General features: G+C 71.6%; 15 protein-coding genes and 1 riboswitch. Of the genes, 11 read left to right on the top strand and 4 right to left on the bottom strand.

Annotated elements, in window-relative coordinates:
• The first annotated feature begins 10 nt into the window (after window positions 1-10).
• Together ACZ7GJ_RS16490 and ACZ7GJ_RS16485 are read left to right on the top strand one after the other, a co-directional pair.
• Window positions 11-811 (top strand): carbon-nitrogen hydrolase family protein, encoded by an 801-nt coding sequence (locus ACZ7GJ_RS16490; protein ID WP_470752250.1) that lies wholly within the window; start codon window positions 11-13, stop codon window positions 809-811.
• A 39-nt stretch (window positions 812-850) separates the two neighbouring features.
• A complete protein-coding gene (locus ACZ7GJ_RS16485) occupies window positions 851-2563 on the top strand; it encodes a flavin monoamine oxidase family protein (protein ID WP_470752248.1) in 1713 nt (570 codons plus the stop codon).
• Between the two features lie 99 nt (window positions 2564-2662).
• Here ACZ7GJ_RS16485 and ACZ7GJ_RS16480 read toward each other — a convergent pair whose 3' ends face one another.
• From ACZ7GJ_RS16480 to ACZ7GJ_RS16470, 3 genes are all read right to left on the bottom strand, one after another.
• Window positions 2663-3319 (bottom strand): DUF5995 family protein, encoded by a 657-nt coding sequence (locus ACZ7GJ_RS16480; RefSeq protein ID WP_470752247.1) that lies wholly within the window; start codon window positions 3317-3319, stop codon window positions 2663-2665.
• Between the two features lie 76 nt (window positions 3320-3395).
• Window positions 3396-4793, bottom strand: coding sequence for a uracil-xanthine permease family protein (locus ACZ7GJ_RS16475; protein ID WP_470752245.1), 1398 nt, complete (start codon window positions 4791-4793; stop codon window positions 3396-3398).
• Window positions 4794-4873: 80 nt separating this feature from the next.
• The gene (locus ACZ7GJ_RS16470; protein WP_470752244.1) at window positions 4874-6088 is read right to left on the bottom strand and encodes an MFS transporter; all 1215 of its coding nucleotides are present in this window, start codon (window positions 6086-6088) and stop codon (window positions 4874-4876) included.
• A gap of 54 nt (window positions 6089-6142) precedes the next feature.
• On the opposite strand from ACZ7GJ_RS16470, the gene ACZ7GJ_RS16465 reads away from it, so the two are divergent.
• Window positions 6143-7306 carry an ROK family transcriptional regulator gene (locus tag ACZ7GJ_RS16465; RefSeq protein ID WP_470752242.1) on the top strand — a complete coding sequence of 388 codons (1164 nt, stop codon included), beginning with the start codon at window positions 6143-6145 and terminating at the stop codon, window positions 7304-7306.
• A gap of 151 nt (window positions 7307-7457) precedes the next feature.
• Here the strand turns inward: ACZ7GJ_RS16465 and ACZ7GJ_RS16460 are convergent, their stop codons facing one another.
• Window positions 7458-9818, bottom strand: coding sequence for a chitinase C-terminal domain-containing protein (locus ACZ7GJ_RS16460; protein ID WP_470752240.1), 2361 nt, complete (start codon window positions 9816-9818; stop codon window positions 7458-7460).
• Between the two features lie 352 nt (window positions 9819-10170).
• Window positions 10171-10301: riboswitch (FMN riboswitch) on the top strand.
• A gap of 152 nt (window positions 10302-10453) precedes the next feature.
• Between ACZ7GJ_RS16460 and ribD the strand changes: the two genes are divergently transcribed.
• The 8 genes from ribD (at window position 10454) to ACZ7GJ_RS16420 (ending at window position 16525) form a co-directional block, all read left to right on the top strand.
• Window positions 10454-11632, top strand: coding sequence for a bifunctional diaminohydroxyphosphoribosylaminopyrimidine deaminase/5-amino-6-(5-phosphoribosylamino)uracil reductase RibD (ribD, locus tag ACZ7GJ_RS16455; protein ID WP_470752239.1), 1179 nt, complete (start codon window positions 10454-10456; stop codon window positions 11630-11632).
• The gene (locus tag ACZ7GJ_RS16450) at window positions 11633-12256 is read left to right on the top strand and encodes a riboflavin synthase (RefSeq protein ID WP_470752237.1); all 624 of its coding nucleotides are present in this window, start codon (window positions 11633-11635) and stop codon (window positions 12254-12256) included.
• Complete coding sequence (locus tag ACZ7GJ_RS16445) at window positions 12253-12906, top strand: nicotinamide mononucleotide transporter family protein (protein WP_470752236.1); 654 nt, start codon at window positions 12253-12255, stop codon at window positions 12904-12906. Before ACZ7GJ_RS16450 ends, ACZ7GJ_RS16445 begins: the two co-directional genes overlap by 4 nt.
• Window positions 12903-14210 (top strand): bifunctional 3,4-dihydroxy-2-butanone-4-phosphate synthase/GTP cyclohydrolase II, encoded by a 1308-nt coding sequence (locus ACZ7GJ_RS16440; RefSeq protein WP_470752234.1) that lies wholly within the window; start codon window positions 12903-12905, stop codon window positions 14208-14210. Before ACZ7GJ_RS16445 ends, ACZ7GJ_RS16440 begins: the two co-directional genes overlap by 4 nt.
• A gap of 50 nt (window positions 14211-14260) precedes the next feature.
• Window positions 14261-14746 (top strand): 6,7-dimethyl-8-ribityllumazine synthase, encoded by a 486-nt coding sequence (gene ribH / locus ACZ7GJ_RS16435; RefSeq protein ID WP_007262951.1) that lies wholly within the window; start codon window positions 14261-14263, stop codon window positions 14744-14746.
• A gap of 35 nt (window positions 14747-14781) precedes the next feature.
• Window positions 14782-15063 carry a phosphoribosyl-ATP diphosphatase gene (locus ACZ7GJ_RS16430; protein WP_365918433.1) on the top strand — a complete coding sequence of 94 codons (282 nt, stop codon included), beginning with the start codon at window positions 14782-14784 and terminating at the stop codon, window positions 15061-15063.
• A gap of 98 nt (window positions 15064-15161) precedes the next feature.
• A complete protein-coding gene (gene hisG, locus ACZ7GJ_RS16425; RefSeq protein ID WP_365918435.1) occupies window positions 15162-16010 on the top strand; it encodes an ATP phosphoribosyltransferase in 849 nt (282 codons plus the stop codon).
• A 50-nt stretch (window positions 16011-16060) separates the two neighbouring features.
• Window positions 16061-16525, top strand: a complete 465-nt coding sequence (locus ACZ7GJ_RS16420; RefSeq protein ID WP_470752231.1) for a PH domain-containing protein — start codon at window positions 16061-16063, stop codon at window positions 16523-16525.
• The last annotated feature ends 88 nt before the right edge of the window (window positions 16526-16613 follow it).

Genomic DNA, 16613 nt, shown 5'->3' with positions numbered 1-16613 from the left:
AGGTACGCCCATGCCCCCGCTGCGCACCGCCCTCCTCCAGAGCTCCGGACGGCTCGGCGACACCGCCGAGAACCTCAAGGCGCTCGACGAGGCCGCGGCGCGCGCCGCACAGGGCGGGGCCGGGCTCCTCGTGACCTCGGAGATGTTCCTGACCGGCTACGCGCTGGACGTCCAGGACATCGCCCGCCTCGCAGAACCGGCCGACGGCATGTCCGCCCGCGCCATCGGCGAGATCGCCCGCCGCCACGGACTGGCCGTCCTGTACGGCTACCCGGAGCGGTCGGGGGACGCGGTCTACAACGCGGCCCAGCTCATCGGCCCCGACGGCGCCGCGCTCGCGAACTACCGCAAGACCCACCTCTTCGGCTGCTTCGAGCAGGAAGCCTTCACCCCCGGCGACACGACCGTCGTCCAGGCGGACCTGAACGGCCTCCGCATCGGCCTCATGATCTGCTACGACGTCGAGTTCCCGGAGAACGTACGGGCGCACGCACTGGCCGGCACCGACCTCCTCCTGGTGCCGACCGCGCAGATGCACCCGTTCCAGTTCGTCGCCGAACAGCTCGTCCCCGTACGGGCCTTCGAGAACCAGATGTACATCGCATACGTCAACCGCACCGGCCCGGAAGGCGAGTTCGAGTTCGTCGGGCTCAGCTGCCTGGCGAGCCCCGACGGGGTCACCCGGACCCGGGCCGGCCGCGGTGAGGAGCTGGTGTTCGGCGAGGCCGACCCCGAGCTGCTGACTGCCTCGCGCGAGAACAACCCGTACCTGCGCGACCGGCGCCCGGGGCTGTACGCCTCCCTCGTCTGACCCCTCCCCCCTGCCCGACCCCGCAAGGAGCCGTACCCCATGACGTCCACGGTGCCCACCACCGCCGTCCCGCACAGCGACGGACAGCCGCCGATCACCATGTTCGGCCCGGACTTCCCGTACGCGTACGACGACTTCCTCGCCCACCCGGCCGGCCTCGGCCAGATACCGGCGACGGAGCACGGCACCGAGGTCGCCGTCATCGGCGGCGGGCTGTCCGGCATCATCTCCGCGTACGAGCTGATGAAGATGGGCCTCAAGCCCGTCGTGTACGAGGCCGACCAGATCGGCGGCCGGCTGCGCACCGTCGGCTTCGAGGGCGCCGGCACCGAGGGGCTGACCGCGGAGATGGGCGCCATGCGCTTCCCGCCGTCCTCCACCGCGCTCCAGCACTACATCGACCTCGTCGGCCTGGTCACCGAGCCCTTCCCGAACCCGCTGGCCGAGGCCACCCCCTCGACCGTAGTGGACCTCAAGGGCGAGACCCACTACGCCGAGACCATCGCCGACCTCCCGCAGGTCTACCGCGACGTGTCCGCCGCGTGGAACGCCTGCCTCGACGAGGGCGCCGACTTCTCCGACATGAACACCGCGATGCGCGAGCGGGACGTCCCGCGCATCCGCGAGATCTGGGCGAAGCTGGTCGAGAAGCTCGACGACGAGACCTTCTACGGGTTCCTCTGCAAGTCCGAGGCCTTCAAGTCCTTCCGCAAGCGCGAGATCTTCGGCCAGGTCGGCTTCGGCACGGGCGGCTGGGACACCGACTTCCCGAACTCCATCCTGGAGATCCTGCGCGTCGTCTACACCGAGGCCGACGACCACCACCGCGGCATCGTGGGCGGCTCGCAGCAGCTCCCGCTGCGCATGTGGGACCGCGAGCCCGAGAAGATCGTGCACTGGGCCCAGGGCACGTCGCTGTCCTCCCTCCACGACGGCACCCCGCGCCCGGCGGTCACCCGCCTGCACCGCACGGCGGGCAACCGCATCACGGTGACGGACGCGTCCGGCGACATCCGCACGTACCGCGCCGCGATCTTCACGGCCCAGTCCTGGATGCTCCTGTCCAAGATCGCGTGCGACGACTCGCTGTTCCCGATCGACCACTGGACGGCGATCGAGCGCACGCACTACATGGAGTCGTCGAAGCTCTTCATCCCGGTCGACCGCCCGTTCTGGCTCGACAAGGCCGTCGACGACGCCGGGAACCCGACCGGCCGTGACGTCATGTCGATGACGCTCACGGACCGCATGACCCGGGGCACGTACCTGCTGGACAACGGCCCGGACCAGCCCGCCGTCATCTGCCTCTCGTACACGTGGTGCGACGACAGCCTCAAGTGGCTGCCGCTGTCCGCGAACGAGCGGATGGAGGTCATGCTGAAGTCCCTCGGCGAGATCTACCCGAATGTCGACATCCGCGGCCACATCATCGGCAACCCGGTGACGGTGTCCTGGGAGAACGAGCCCTACTTCATGGGCGCGTTCAAGGCCAACCTGCCGGGCCACTACCGCTACCAGCGCCGCCTGTTCACCCACTTCATGCAGGACCGCCTCCCCGAGGACAAGCGCGGCATCTTCCTCGCGGGCGACGACATCTCCTGGACGGCGGGCTGGGCCGAGGGCGCGGTCCAGACGGCCCTCAACGCGGTCTGGGGCGTGATGCACCACCTCGGCGGCTCCACCGACGCCACCAACCCGGGCCCGGGCGACCTCTACGACGAGATCTCCCCGGTCGAGCTCCCGGAGGACTGACCCCTCCCGGACCCCCGTGACCACGGGCCGCCCCCGCGCACGAACGCGGCGGCGGCCCGTTCTCATGCCCCGGGACGCCTCGCTCCGGAGGCCCGGCGGCTACACGGGCGACTTCATCCGTACCGGGGTCAGCAGGCAGCGGCCGACCAGGCCGACTCCCGCGTCGAGGGACTCGGTGAACTCCTCCGCCAGGTCGGGGGAGCGGCGCAGGGTCCACAGCAGGCGGGCCGCCGCCCAGGCACCGGAGCGGGCGCGGTCCAGGCTCCACGAGCCGAGCAGATGGGTCAGCGGGTCGGCGACCTCCAGCAGGTCCGGGCCCGGCATCAGGTCCTCGCGGATGCGCTCCTCCAGGGCGACCAGGGTGTCGCCGACCCGGTCGAAGTCCGCTTCCAGGGCGCGCGGCTCGCAGTCCAGGGTCCGGCAGGTGGAGATCACCGCGAGCGCGAGGTCGTGCCCGATGTGCGCGTTGATCCCGGCCAGCGCGTACTGCAGCGGCCGGACCCCCGGGTGGCGGCGGTACTGGAGCAGCGGGCGCCAGCACGCCGGCGCCCGCTCGGCCTCCACCGCCGCCAGGTAGCGCTCGGCGAACCGTACGCTCAGCACCGCCGCCCTCCGGGGCGCGGGGAAACCCCCGTGGGAGATACGTTCGTGCAGGGCCTGCGTCACCGTCAGGTACACCCGGTTGAAGACGGCCACACCGTCCTGCTCCGGCAGCCGCTCGTCCAGGGCGCGCATCCGCGCGAGCACCGCTTCCATGGGTGGCAGCGTCGCAGGCGCCGGGCCTGATCCGGGGAACTTGGCCGTACGCGTCGCCGGTTCGGGCGAAACTACGTCAACCCCGCTTGCCCTGGTCCGCGTCGGGCTCGTCGTACGCGGAGGTTCCCGCGTCCAGCAGCGGCTCCTGCTGTTTCAGGTGCGCGGGGGCGAAGTACCGCAGGGCGTGGTAGCCGGTGATCACCACGATGGTGCCGAGCGCGATGCCGCCGAGCTCGAAGCTGTCGGTGACGTGCAGCTCGACCCCGCCGACGCCGATGATGATGCCCGCCGCGGCCGGCACCAGGTTCAGCGGATTGCGCAGGTCCACCCGCCCGTTGATCCAGATCTGGGCGCCGAGCAGGCCGATCATGCCGTACAGGATGACGGTGATCCCGCCCAGCACCCCGCCCGGGATCGCGGCGACGACCGCGCCGAACTTGGGGCACAGCCCGAAGAGCAGCGCGAAGCCCGCCGCCGCCCAGTACGCGGCCGTCGAGTAGACGCGGGTGGCGGCCATGACGCCGATGTTCTCGGAGTACGTGGTGTTCGGCGGCCCGCCCACCGCCGTGGACAGCATGGACGCGGCGCCGTCGGCCGCGATGGCCGTGCCGAGCTTGTCGTCGAGCGGATCGCCGGTCATCTCGCCGACGGCCTTGATGTGCCCGGCGTTCTCGGCGATCAGCGCGATCACCACGGGCAGCGCGATCAGGATCGCCGACCACTCGAAGGCGGGCGCGTGGAAGGTCGGCAGCCCGATCCAGTCGGCCTTGCCGACCCCGGAGAGGTCCAGCCGCCAGTGGTCCACGGCCTCCGGCCCGCCCACCGTGGAGTGGATCTTCCCGAATACGAGGTCGAAGACCCAGGAGATGCCGTACCCGAAGATCAGGCCGAGGAAGATCGCGATGCGCGACCAGAAGCCGCGCAGGCACACCACGGCCAGCCCGGTGAACAGCATCGTCAGCAGCGCCGTCCACTGGTCCTGCGGCCAGTACGTCGAGGCCGTCACCGGAGCCAGGTTGAAGCCGATCAGCATCACGACCGCGCCCGTCACCACCGGCGGCATCGCCGCGTGGATGATCCGCGCGCCGAACCGCTGGACCGCGAGCCCCGCCAGGAACAGCGCCGCGCCGACGACGAACACCGCGCCGGTGACCACCGCGCTGTCCCCGCCGCTCGCCCGGATCGCCGCGGCGACACCCACGAAGGAGAGCGAGCAGCCCAGGTACGAGGGCACCCGGCCGCGCGTCGCGAGCAGGAAGACGACCGTCGCGACGCCCGACATCATGATGGCCAGGTTCGGATCCAGGCCCATCAGCACCGGTGCGACGAAACTCGCCCCGAACATCGCCACGACGTGCTGGGCACCCAGCCCGGCGGTACGCGGCCACGACAGCCGCTCGTCCGGCCGGACCACCGCGCCGGGGGCGGGGGTCCGCCCGTCTCCGTGCAGGGTCCAGCGCACGCCGAGGCCCATGTTCCACCACTTCCGTTGTTGTCCGGTGTTCTCCGGCGACCAGTCGAGCTTCCGGGCCCGCCCAGCGGCCAGGCGCCATATTACGGCTGGATACCGGCAGGTTCGTCCCGATTGGCAGCGGCGGCCGGGCCCGCCGCCGGCCGCTGCCGCAGTACGGCGGCCCCCGCGATCAGCGCGAACGCCAGCAGCGTGACCAGCCCGAACGACACCACCAGCGAGGTCGCATCGGCCACCGCGCCGATCGCCGACGGGGCGATCAGCCCCGAGGTGTACGTGATGGTCGCGACACCGGCGATGGCCTGCGCCGGGGCCGGCCCGCTGCGCGCCGCGGCCGCGAAGGCCAGCGGGACCACCACCGCGATGCCGAGCCCGATCAGCGCGAACCCGGCCATGGCGGCGGCCGGCTCCCGTACCGCGACCACGAGGAGCCCGCCCGCGGTGGCCAGCGCGCCGCCCGCGCGGACCGTGCGTACGGAGCCGAACCGGTCCACCACCTTGTCCCCGGCGAGCCGGGCGACCGTCATCGTCAGCGCGAAGGCCGTGGTGGAGGCGGCGGCGAGTCCCGCATCCGTGTGCAGGACGTCCCGCAGGTACACCGCGGACCAGTCCATGCTCGCGCCCTCCGCGAAGACCGCGCAGAAGCCGATCGCCCCGATGAACAGCGCGGACTTCGGCGGCAGCGCGAAGTGCGGCGGCGCCTGCGCGTCCCGGCCGGGCCGCAGGTCCAGCACACCGCGTACGGCGACCAGCCCGACCACCGTCAGCGCGAGGGCGGCGAGCAGGTGGTGCAGCCGCGCGTCGGCGCCCGCGTGCGCGGCGACCGCGCCCGCGGCCGAGCCGATCAGCGCGCCCGCGCTCCACATGCCGTGCAGCGAGGACATGATCGAGCGGCCGAGCCGGTTCTCGGTCTCCACGCCGAGCGCGTTCATCGCCACGTCCGACATCCCGGAAGTGGCCCCGTAGACGAAGAGCGCGAAACACAGCGCCACCAGGTTCGGGGCGAGGCTGGGGAGGGCGAGCGACAGGGTCCACATCGCCAGCAGGCCCCGCAGGGCGGTCCGGGCGCCGAACCGGTGGTTGAGCCGCCCCGCCAGCGGCATCGCGAGCGCCGCGCCGAGCGCGGGGAAGGCGAGGGCGAGGCCCAGGGTGCCCGCGCCGAGCTGGGCGTGGTCCTGGATCCAGGGGATGCGGGTGGCGAAGGAGCCGGTGACCGCGCCGTGGGCGCAGAAGACGGCGGCTATCGCGAGGCGGGCGTGGCGCAGTCGCGCCGGGCTGAGGTCGGTTTCCCCGGTCATGGCAATAAACTATCAGGGACCCTACCTGATAGTTAGGCCCCAAGGCTCCTTAGGATGGGCGCCGTGACTCCTGCCGAGGCCCTGACCCCCGCCGCCCCCGCTCCTTCGCCCGCTTCCCCCAGCACGGCCCGGGCCATCAACGACCGCCTCGCCCTGCGACTCCTCCAGGACGAGGGCGCCCTGACGGCCACCCAGCTCAAGAAGCTGACCGGCCTCTCCCGGCCCTCCGTCGCCGACCTCGTGGAGCGGCTCACCGAAGCCGGGCTCATCGAGGTCGTGGGGGAGTCCGGCGAACAGCGCCGCGGACCCAACGCCCGGCTGTACGGGATCGTCGCCCGGCGGGCCCACCTCGCAGCCCTGGACGTACGCACCGACAGCGCCACCGCGATCGTCACGGACCTGCTCGGGCACCCCGTGGCCGAGGCCGAGCTCCCGGTCGACGCGGTCGAGGAAGCCGTGGACCGCCTCGTGGAACTGGCCCGCACGGCCGGCGCGGACCCCCTGCACACGGTGGTGGTCGGCGCCCCGGGCCTGGTGGCCCCGGCCAGCGGCGAACTCGGCGACACCGTCGGCCTGCCGGCCTGGCACCGGGACCTGGTGGCGGCCCTGCGGCGGCGGCTGCCCGCCAAGGTCGTGGTGGAGAACGAGACCAACCTGGCGGCCCTCGCCGAACAGCGCGTGGGCGCGGCCCGGGACGTCGAATCGTTCGTGCTGCTCTGGCTCGGCGCGGGCGTCGGCGCGGCCGTGGTCCTGGACGGCCGGCTGCGCCGGGGCGCCTCCGGCGGTGCGGGCGAGATCGGCTTCCTCCCGGTCCCCGGCACCGGCGCCCTGCCCTCGGCCACCGACTGCGGCGGCGGCTTCCACGCCCTCGCCGGCCGGGCGGCCGTCACCGCCCTCGCGGCGGAGCACGGCTTCCACGGGCCGGTGGAGGAAGCCGTCGCGGGCGCCGCCGGGGAGGCCTTCCTCGACGCCCTCGCCGAGCGGCTCTCCCTCGCCGCCGCGGCCGTGGCGGCCATCCTCGACCCCGGCTGCGTGGTCCTCGGCGGCGAACTCGGCCGCGCCGGAGGGCCCGACCTCGCCGCCCGGGTCGCGCACCGGCTGGCCACCCTGAGCCCGCTGACCACCGAGGTCCGAGCCACCGCCCTCGGCGGCCCGGCGGTCCTGACCGGCGCCCGCCTCGCCGCCCGCGAGGCGGCCCAGGCCGTGCTGTTCGGCTGAGTCCGGGCCCGCCGCGGTCGGGTTGCGCCGCCGCGACTCCGCCTTCACCGCCGCCCTCGACCGCCTGCCCCGCCAGTAGTCCGGCACGTGCGAGGACCCGGTGGCCGCCGGGCCACCGGGTCCTCACGTACCGCTCACCCGAAGGGGAGTGTCAGCAGGCGCCCTGGTCCTTCCAGACGCCCCATTCACCGGTGGTGCCGGGCTCTTCGTTCTGCGTCCACCACTGGGCCTTCCAGTTGCGGCCCTTGTGCGAGACGACGGTGCCGCCGGTGGTGATCTGGCCCGCGACGTACGCCGGGTTGGTGCAGGTCCCGCCCGGGGGCGTGGTCGGCGGGGTGGTGGGCGGGGTCGTCGGAGGCGTGGTCGGGGGAGTGGTCGGCGGCTGCGTCGCACCGCCCGGCTCCACCACCGTCGCGCCGCGCGCCAGGTCGCCGGTGATGCCGTACGTCCGGCCGCCGAAGGTCACGGTCCAGTTGGACGGCGTGGAGGTCGGCAGGTAGTAGACGAAGTCCAGCTCCACGGAGGCGCCGGGGGCCAGCGACTGCCAGGCCGGCAGCTTGAGCGAGACCCGGTTGTAGTCGCCCTTCAGCCCGCCCACGTTGTTGCCCGTGTGGTCGCTGCGGATGACGCTTGTGCCCCAGCCGGACTGGTCCTTGGCGTTGCTCGGCGCGGCGGAGGAGTAGTCGAACTGGAACTCCGTACCGCCCGGCAGCGTGGCCGCGGTGTTGTTGGTGATCTTCAGCTTCGGGCTGATCGGGTAGTTGGAGTCGCCGAGCGGGAACTGCCCGAACTCGGTGTCCACCTTGATCACCTCGGTCGGCATGGTGATCGTGGAGCGCTTGGCGCCGTAGGGCGAGGCCGCCTTGAACTTGTCGTACATCGCCGTGGTGAGCGTGTCGCCGACCTCGTACTGGCCCTTGGCCGCGTTGTACGAGTAGTCGCCCGCCAGCTCCCAGACCATCGTGCCGCCGATGCCCTTGTCGACCACGTAGTCGGCCTTGGCGTTCACCGACTGCTCGTCCTCGGTGGAGAGGAAGACCTTCTTCTGGGCGTTCCACAGCCACGGCGCCACCAGGGTGGAGTCGTACTTGCGGGCGTAGGTACCGGTCAGCGTGGTGTTCGCCGGGAAGCCGTACTTGGTGACGTAGTCGCCGACGACCCCCTTCTCCAGGTTCTTCGCGTGCCACATCGGGTTGGACCCGGCGGGGGACTCGACGCCGTTGGTGTCCAGGTCGTGCCACAGGTTGTCGATGCCGACCGCGCCGTCGCCGCACTTGGTCAGGCCGGCGCCGGCCGGGCAGTTGGTGGCCGGGGCCTTGCCCCACAGGCCGTCCGTGCCGCCCTGCACGTTCTTGAAGCCGCGGGTGTAGTACGGCAGGCCCATGTTGATGCGGCCGGCCGGCATGGAGCCGCGGAAGTAGTGGTACGCCCAGTCGGAGTTCAGGTAGCCGATGCCGCCGTACTGGGAGGTGGAGTAGACGCCGGCGGCGGCCAGTTCGCCGTCCTTGCCGTCGTCGAAGAGCGAGGCGTTCGGGCCGACGTACTCGTTCCAGGCGCCGTGCAGGTCGTAGGACATGACGTTGACGTAGTCCAGGTACTTCTGCATCTGGAACGTCTCCATGCCGCGCAGCAGGTAGCCGGAGGACGGGGCGGCGACGGACAGCAGGTAGTGCTTGCCGTCGGCGGCGCCGGCGCGGTCGAGCTTCTCGCGCAGGGACTTCATCAGGGCCGCGTAGCCCTTGACCAGTCCGGCTCGGCGGGCGTTGGACAACTGCCAGTCCAGCGGGTTGCCCGCGTCCTTCATGGTGGTCGGGTACTCGTAGTCGATGTCGACGCCGTTGAACCCGTACTTGCGGATGAACTCGACCGAGGAGTCCGCGAAGGTGTCGATGCCGGCCTGGTTGACCGAGCCGTCGGCGTTGGTGGCCATCGAGTAGAAGCCGCCGGAGGCGACGCGGTTGCCGTCGTCGCCGAAGTAGCCGCCGGTCTCGGCCCAGCCGCCGACCGAGATCAGCGTCTTGACGTCCGGGTGCTGCTTCTTGAACTTGTTGAGCAGGTTGAAGTTGCCCTTGTAGGGCAGGGCCGGGTCCATCTCGGCGCCCGCGACGCCGGGCCAGGTCATCCCGGTGGCGGAGTTGTTCGCGTTGTCCGCGCCGACCGAGATCTTGTTGTCACCGCCCACGTGGGCGAAGGCGTAGTTCAGGTGGGTGACCTTGGACCACGGGATGTTGTGGGGCAGGTAGGCGGGCGTGCCGTCCTTGCCCGTGCGCCAGCCGGTGAAGTAGCCGATGACGCGGCGCTGGTGGTCGGCGCCCATCTTCTCGCGGCCTTCGGTGTCGTAGACCGAGCAGTACGGGACGTCGACCCCGGCCGTCTTGTACAGGCCGTCGGGGCGACAGGACTCGTTGTCGGCGGCGTGCGAGACGCCCGCCGAGAGGCCGGCCACCAGCATTCCGGCGATTGCGGCGCCGGATGCCAGAAGCATCGCCCTCGTGCGTGTGGGGGACAGCATGGTGCCTCCTGGGGAGGGGAGGATGGCAGGACTCAACATGGAGCAACATGGCGAAAGCCGGAGCTTGTTGGCCCGTGACGTGCGCACATCTGACGGGCTGTCTCCCGGGGAAGATGAAGGGAACGTTAAGAGGACTAGACCAACCCGTCAATAGGTCTGGACCAAAGCGAGGCCCCGCTCGACCTGGAATCGGCCCGGAATCGGGTCGGAACGGGTGGGAAGGGAGATGCTCGGGCGGCGCTCGAATGGCGCGATCCAGTCGCTCAAGAGTGACCGATCTGTGACCCAGGCCACATTGACTCACCCGCATGGCCGCGGATCACCCGTGGCACACTGGCCCTAGTACCAGTAGCAGCGCACTCCGGGGTCGGTGTAATTCCGAACCGGCGGTTATAGTCCGCGACCCGTCCGCAGCCAGCGGCCGGTTGACCAGGTGAAATTCCTGGACCGACGGTTAAAGTCCGGATGGGAGGCAGTGCGCGGCGGGCCAGTCACCGGTACGCCGCCGTTGGCGGTCCTCACGGCGCACCCCTCGGGATGCGCGAGCGAGAGGACCGTATTTTCGGCCTCGGCGTCCCCGCGTGTGCTACCCGCTTCATCTGTCGTATCCCGACAGGCCCCGGAGTCCGTGCCCGATGAGGCAGGAGGACCCGGTGGCGACACACGCCGACGCGCACGACAGCGACGCATCCGCCCGCGACGCGGACGCATTCGCCATGGGCCGGGCCATCGAGCTCGCGGCCCGCGGCCTCGGCTCCACCAGTCCCAACCCCGTGGTCGGCTGCGTGATCACCGACGCCTCGGGCGCCGTGGTCGGCGAGGGCTGGCACCAGCGGGCCGGCGGCCCGCACGCCGAGGTCCACGCCCTGGCCGAGGCAGGCACGGCCGCCCGCGGCGGCACCGCCTACGTCACCCTCGAACCCTGCAACCACACCGGCCGTACGGGACCGTGCGCCACCGCCCTCGTCGAGGCCGGCATCACCCGCGTGGTCTACGCCGTACCCGACCCGAACCCGCAGGCCAGCGGCGGCGCCGCGACCCTGCGCGCCGCCGGGATCGCCACCGAGTCCGGGCTGCTCGGAGCCGAGGCGCAGGAGGGCAACGCCGCCTGGCTGACCTCCGTACGCCTCGGCCGCCCCTACATCCTGTGGAAGTACGCCGCCACCCTCGACGGCCGCGTCGCCGCCGCCGACGGCACCAGTCGCTGGATCAGCTCCCCGGAGTCCCGCGCCGACGTACACCGCCTGCGCGCCGAGGCCGACGCCGTCGTCGTCGGCTCCGGCACCCTGCGCGCCGACGACCCGCACCTCGCCGTCCGCGGGGCCGCCGGCGCCACCGCGGCCGACCAGCCGCTGCGGGTCGTCCTCGACACCCACGCCACCATCCGGCCCACCGCCCGCGTCCTGGACGAGGCCGCCCCCACCCTGATCGTCGTGGCCGAGCACCTCGACGACGCGGCGACCCGCCACCTCGCCGGAGTGGAGGTGGTCCGCCTCCCGTCCGACAAGAACGGGATCTCCGTGGACGCCCTGCTCGGCGAGCTGCACCGGCGCGGCGTCCGCTCCGTACTCCTCGAAGGCGGCCCCACCCTGGCCGGCGCCTTCGTCGCCGCGGGCGCCGTCGACAAGGTCGTCGGCTACCTCGCCCCGGTCCTCCTCGGCGCGGGCCCCAACACCCTCGCCGACGCCGGCATCGGCACCCTCACCGAGGCGCTCCGGCTGCGGATCACCGAGACGGTCCGCATCGGCACAGACATCCGCATCACCGCAGTACCCGCTGCACCTTCCGTCCCCACTGCCCCCAAGGAGCACTGAGTGTTCACCGGAATCGTCGAAGAACTGGGCGAGGTCACCGCCGTCGAGGAGCTCGCCGAAGCCTCCCGCTTCCGCCTGCGCGGCCCCGTGGTCACCGAGGGTGCCAAGCACGGCGACTCCATCGCCGTCAACGGCGTCTGCCTCACGGTCGTCGAGACCGCGGACGGCGAGTTCACCGCGGACGTCATGCAGGAGACCCTGAACCGCTCCAGCCTCGGAGCCCTGGCCAAGGGCTCCCGGGTCAACCTGGAGCGCCCGATGGCCCTCGGCGGACGCCTCGGCGGCCACCTGGTCCAGGGCCACGTGGACGGCACCGGCGAGATCCTCTCCCGCACCCCCTCGGAGCACTGGGAACTCGTCAAGGTCGCGCTCCCGGCGAACCTCTCGCGCTACGTCGTGGAAAAGGGCTCCATCACGGTCGACGGCGTCAGCCTCACCGTGGTCGAGGCCGCCGCCGACTGGTTCACCATCAGCCTCATCCCCACCACCCTCGCGCTGACGACGCTCGGCATCAAGCAGCCCGGCGACCCGGTCAACCTCGAAGTGGACGTCCTCGCCAAGTACGTCGAGCGCCTGCTCGCCGCCGGCGTCGACCCGCTGCACACCGACGGAGCCGACCGATGAGCGCCCTGACCTGGCTCAACACGCAGGCCTTCGAGGTCTTCGACCAGAAGGTCATCTGGTCCGACATGATCGGCAACCTGATGGGCCTCGCCGCCCTCGCCCTCGGCTGGCGCCGCTCCATATGGACCTGGCCCGCCCAGCTCCTCTCCGGCGCGATCCTGGTCGCGGCCTACGCCTCCGCCCACCTCGCCGGTGGCGTCGGCAAGCAGCTCCTCGTCATATCCGTGGCGATCTGGGGCTGGCGCGCCTGGCAGCTCGGCAGCCAGAAGGCCCAGGACGGCTCCATCGCCGTGCGCACCGCCACCTGGAAGGAGCGCGGACTGCTCCTGGCCGGCGCGGCGCTCGGCACCCTCGCCGTCGGCAGCCTGTTCACGCTGTACCCGAACCTGTCGTGGAGCCCGTGGGCCGACGCGTACATCTTCGTCGGCACCATCGTCGCGATGGTGGCCCAGGCCCGCGGCCTGGTCGAGTTCTGGATCGCCTGGCTCCTCGTCGACGTGGTCGGCGTCCCCCTCGCCTTCAACAGCGGACTGGCCTTCTCCGGCCTCGTCTACGTCGTGTACTTCGCCCTCGTCGTATGGGGCGCCTACGACTGGTACCAGCGCTCGCGCACCACCCCCGCCCCGGCCCTGGAAGGAGCAACGGCATGACCCTCAACCCCCTCCTCAAGCCCGTGCCCGACGCCGCGACCGACGAGGCGTTCCGTCTCGACCCCGTCGAGCAGGCCATCCGCGACATCGCGGCCGGCCGCCCGGTCGTCGTCGTGGACGACGAGGACCGCGAGAACGAGGGCGACCTCGTCATCGCCGCCGAGAAGGCCACCCCCGAGATCATCGCGTTCATGATGAGCGAGTGCCGCGGCCTGATCTGCGCCCCCATGGAGGGTCCCGAGCTGAACCGGCTCGAACTCCCGCAGATGGTCCAGCACAACACCGAGTCGATGCAGACCGCCTTCACCGTCTCCGTCGACGCGAGCGGCGCCCACGGTGTCACCACCGGCATCTCGGCCGCCGACCGCGCCACCACCCTGCGCCTGCTGGCCGACGGCGTCAGCGGTCCGGGCGACTTCGTCCGCCCCGGCCACATCTTCCCGCTGCGCGCCAAGCCCGGCGGCGTCCTGGTCCGCAACGGCCACACCGAGGCCGCCGTCGACCTCGCCCGCCTCGCGGGCCTGCGCCCGGCCGGCGCCATCGTGGAGATCGCCGGCGAGGACGGCGTCATGCTGCGCCTGCCCGAGCTGATCCCCTTCGCCCGCAAGCACGGCCTGACGATCATCTCCATCGAGGACCTGATCGCCTACCGCCGCTCCGCCGAGCCGACCGTCCGCCGCGAGGCCCAGGTCAGCCTGCCGACCGCCTTCGGCGAGTTCACGGCCTACGGCTACCGCTCCACCGTCGACGGGGTCGAGCACGTCGCCCTGGTCCACGGCGACGTCACCGCCGCCGGCGGCGAGGGCGTCCTGGTCCGCATGCACTCCGAGTGCCTGACCGGCGACATCTTCCAGTCCCAGCGCTGCGACTGCGGCCCCCAGCTGCACGCCGCCATGGAGCGCATCACCGCCGAGGGCCGCGGCGTCGTCGTCTACCTGCGCGGCCACGAGGGCCGCGGCATCGGACTGCTGTCCAAGATGCGCGCGTACGAACTCCAGGAGCGCGGCCGCGACACCCTCGACGCCAACCTGGAGCTGGGCCTGCCCGCCGACGCCCGCGACTACGCCGCCGGCGCGCAGATCCTCGCCGACCTCGGCGTCCACAGCGTCCGGCTGCTGACCAACAACCCCGACAAGTCGGCAGCCCTCGTACGGAACGGCATCGAGGTCTCCGACCGGGAGTCGATGCCGATGGAGGCGGGCGAGCACAACCTGCGGTACCTGCGCACCAAGCGGGACCGCATGGGCCACGACCTGCCCTGGCTGGACGCGGCCGCGACCACCTCGGCCTGCGGCAACCAGTAGACGTACCACCCCACCCACCCGAACACCACGAACCACCGAGGAGCAGAGCTGTGAGCGGCAAGGGCGCACCCGAACTGAGCGTGAAGAACTGCGGAGACCTCCGAGTCGCCGTCATCGCGGCCCAGTGGCACGAGAAGGTCATGGACGGCCTGGTGGACGGCGCCCTGCGCGCCCTGCACGAGCTGGGCATCGACGAGCCCACCCTGCTGCGCGTCCCGGGCAGCTTCGAGCTCCCGGTCGTGGCGAAGGTACTCGCCGGTCGCGGTTACGATGCCATCGTCGCCCTCGGAGTGGTCATCCGCGGCGGCACCCCGCACTTCGACTACGTCTGCCAGGGCGTCACCCAAGGCCTGGTCCAGGTGTCGATCGACACCGGAGTCCCCGTCGGCTTCGGCGTACTGACCTGCGACAACGACGAGCAGGCGCTGGACCGCGCCGGCCTCGAAGGGTCGAACGAGGACAAGGGGCACGAAGCGGTCACCGCCGCCGTCTCCACCGCCATGACCCTGCGCACCGTCAGCGAACCCTGGCGCTGAGTGGCAGGGGCCGACCCCGTATTCTGAGGACCATCATGGCGAACACACCCACCAAGAGTTTTGAAGAGCTCTTCACGGAGCTTCAGCTCAAGGCCGCCAACGGCGACCCCAGCACCTCCCGCACGGCCGAGCTCGTCGCCAAGGGCGTCCATGCCATCGGCAAGAAGGTCGTCGAGGAGGCCGCCGAGGTCTGGATGGCCGCCGAATACGAGGGCAAGGAAGCGGCCGCCGAGGAAATCTCCCAGCTGCTCTACCACGTTCAGGTGATGATGGTGGCGCGCGGGATCTCCCTCGACGACGTCTACGCGCACCTCTAGGCCGAAGCTCGTGCGCTGCTCCCCGGCGACCCGCGCCGGGGCGCCCGCGCGCCCGTAACAGCACACCCATTCGCACCTACGCACCCGAGGAAGCACCCATGCTGCGCATCGCCGTCCCCAACAAGGGCTCACTCTCCGGACCGGCGGCCGCGATGCTCCATGAGGCCGGCTACCGGATGCGCAAGGAGTCCAAGGAACTCGTGGTCGTCGACCCCGAGAACGAGGTGGAGTTCTTCTACCTCCGCCCCAAGGACATCGCGATCTACGTGTCCTCCGGCAAGCTCGACATCGGCATCACCGGCCGCGACCTGCTGCTCGACTCCGGCGCCAGCGCCGAGGAGATCCTGCCGCTGAACTTCGGCCGGTCCACCTTCCGCTACGCCACCATCCCCGGCACCGCGAAGGGCCCCGAGGACTTCCACGGGATGACCATCGCGACCTCCTACGAGGGGATCGTCGCCAAGCACCTCGCCGAGCAGGGGATCGACGCCTCCGTCGTCCACCTCGACGGCGCGGTCGAGACCGCCATCCAGCTCGGCGTCGCCCAGGTCATCGCCGACGTCGTCGAGACCGGCACCAGCCTGCGCAACGCCGGCCTGGAGGTCATCGGCGAGCCGATCCTGACCTCCGAGGCCGTGGTGATCCGCGGCAACAACACCGACCCCGACGACCCGACGGCCCAGCAGTTCCTGCGCCGCCTCCAGGGCGTCCTGGTGGCCCGCAGCTACGTGATGATGGACTACGACTGCCGCGCCGAGCACCTGGAGCGCGCGGTCGCCCTCACCCCGGGCCTGGAGTCGCCGACCGTCTCCCCGCTGCACAACGAAGGCTGGGTCGCCGTCCGCGCGATGGTCCCGGCCAAGGAAGCCCAGCGGATCATGGACGACCTGTACGCGCTCGGCGCGCGCGCGATCCTCACCACCTCGATCCACGCCTGCCGGCTCTGACCCGTACGCAGTCTCCACCCGTACGCCGACCCCAGAAGGCACACCGCACCATGGCCGAGCCCGCCGCCCAGCACGTACCGACCACCCTGCCGGTCACCTTCCGGCCGACCCGCACCAGGGTCGTCCTGCTGGGCGTCGGCGCCGCCATGTTCCTCACCATCACGGCGATCGCGCTGGTCCTCGACACCCTCCACCCGGGGGAGCGGATCAGCTTCGTCTTCACCGCCGTGCTGCTGACCTCCGTCCTCGTCCTGCTCAGCCGCCCCAAGGTGGTCGCCGACGAGGACGGGGTCACCGTGGTCAACCTCACCACCACCCGCCGCCTGGCCTGGGCGCAGATCCTGCGGGTCAACCTCCGCCCGGGCGATCCCTGGGTGTTCCTCGACCTCAGCGACGGCACGAGCCTGCCTGTACTGGGCATCCAGCCGGGAGTCGCCAAGCAGCAGGCCATCGGTGACGCGAAGGCCCTGCGCGCCCTCGCGGAAACCCACGGAACCGGTGCAAACCACCACTGACCCCGCCGAGCATCGTCGATGCGTCCCATTGCGGCGGCGATCTCAGTGACTACCCTGGTGGCGGGGCGCGGACGTGCGCCCTCCCACC

It is taken from the genome of Streptomyces sp. NPDC037242 (genome assembly GCF_055604165.1).
Note: the sequence above shows the minus strand (reverse complement) of the source record. Positions and strands in the feature narration are given on the sequence as shown.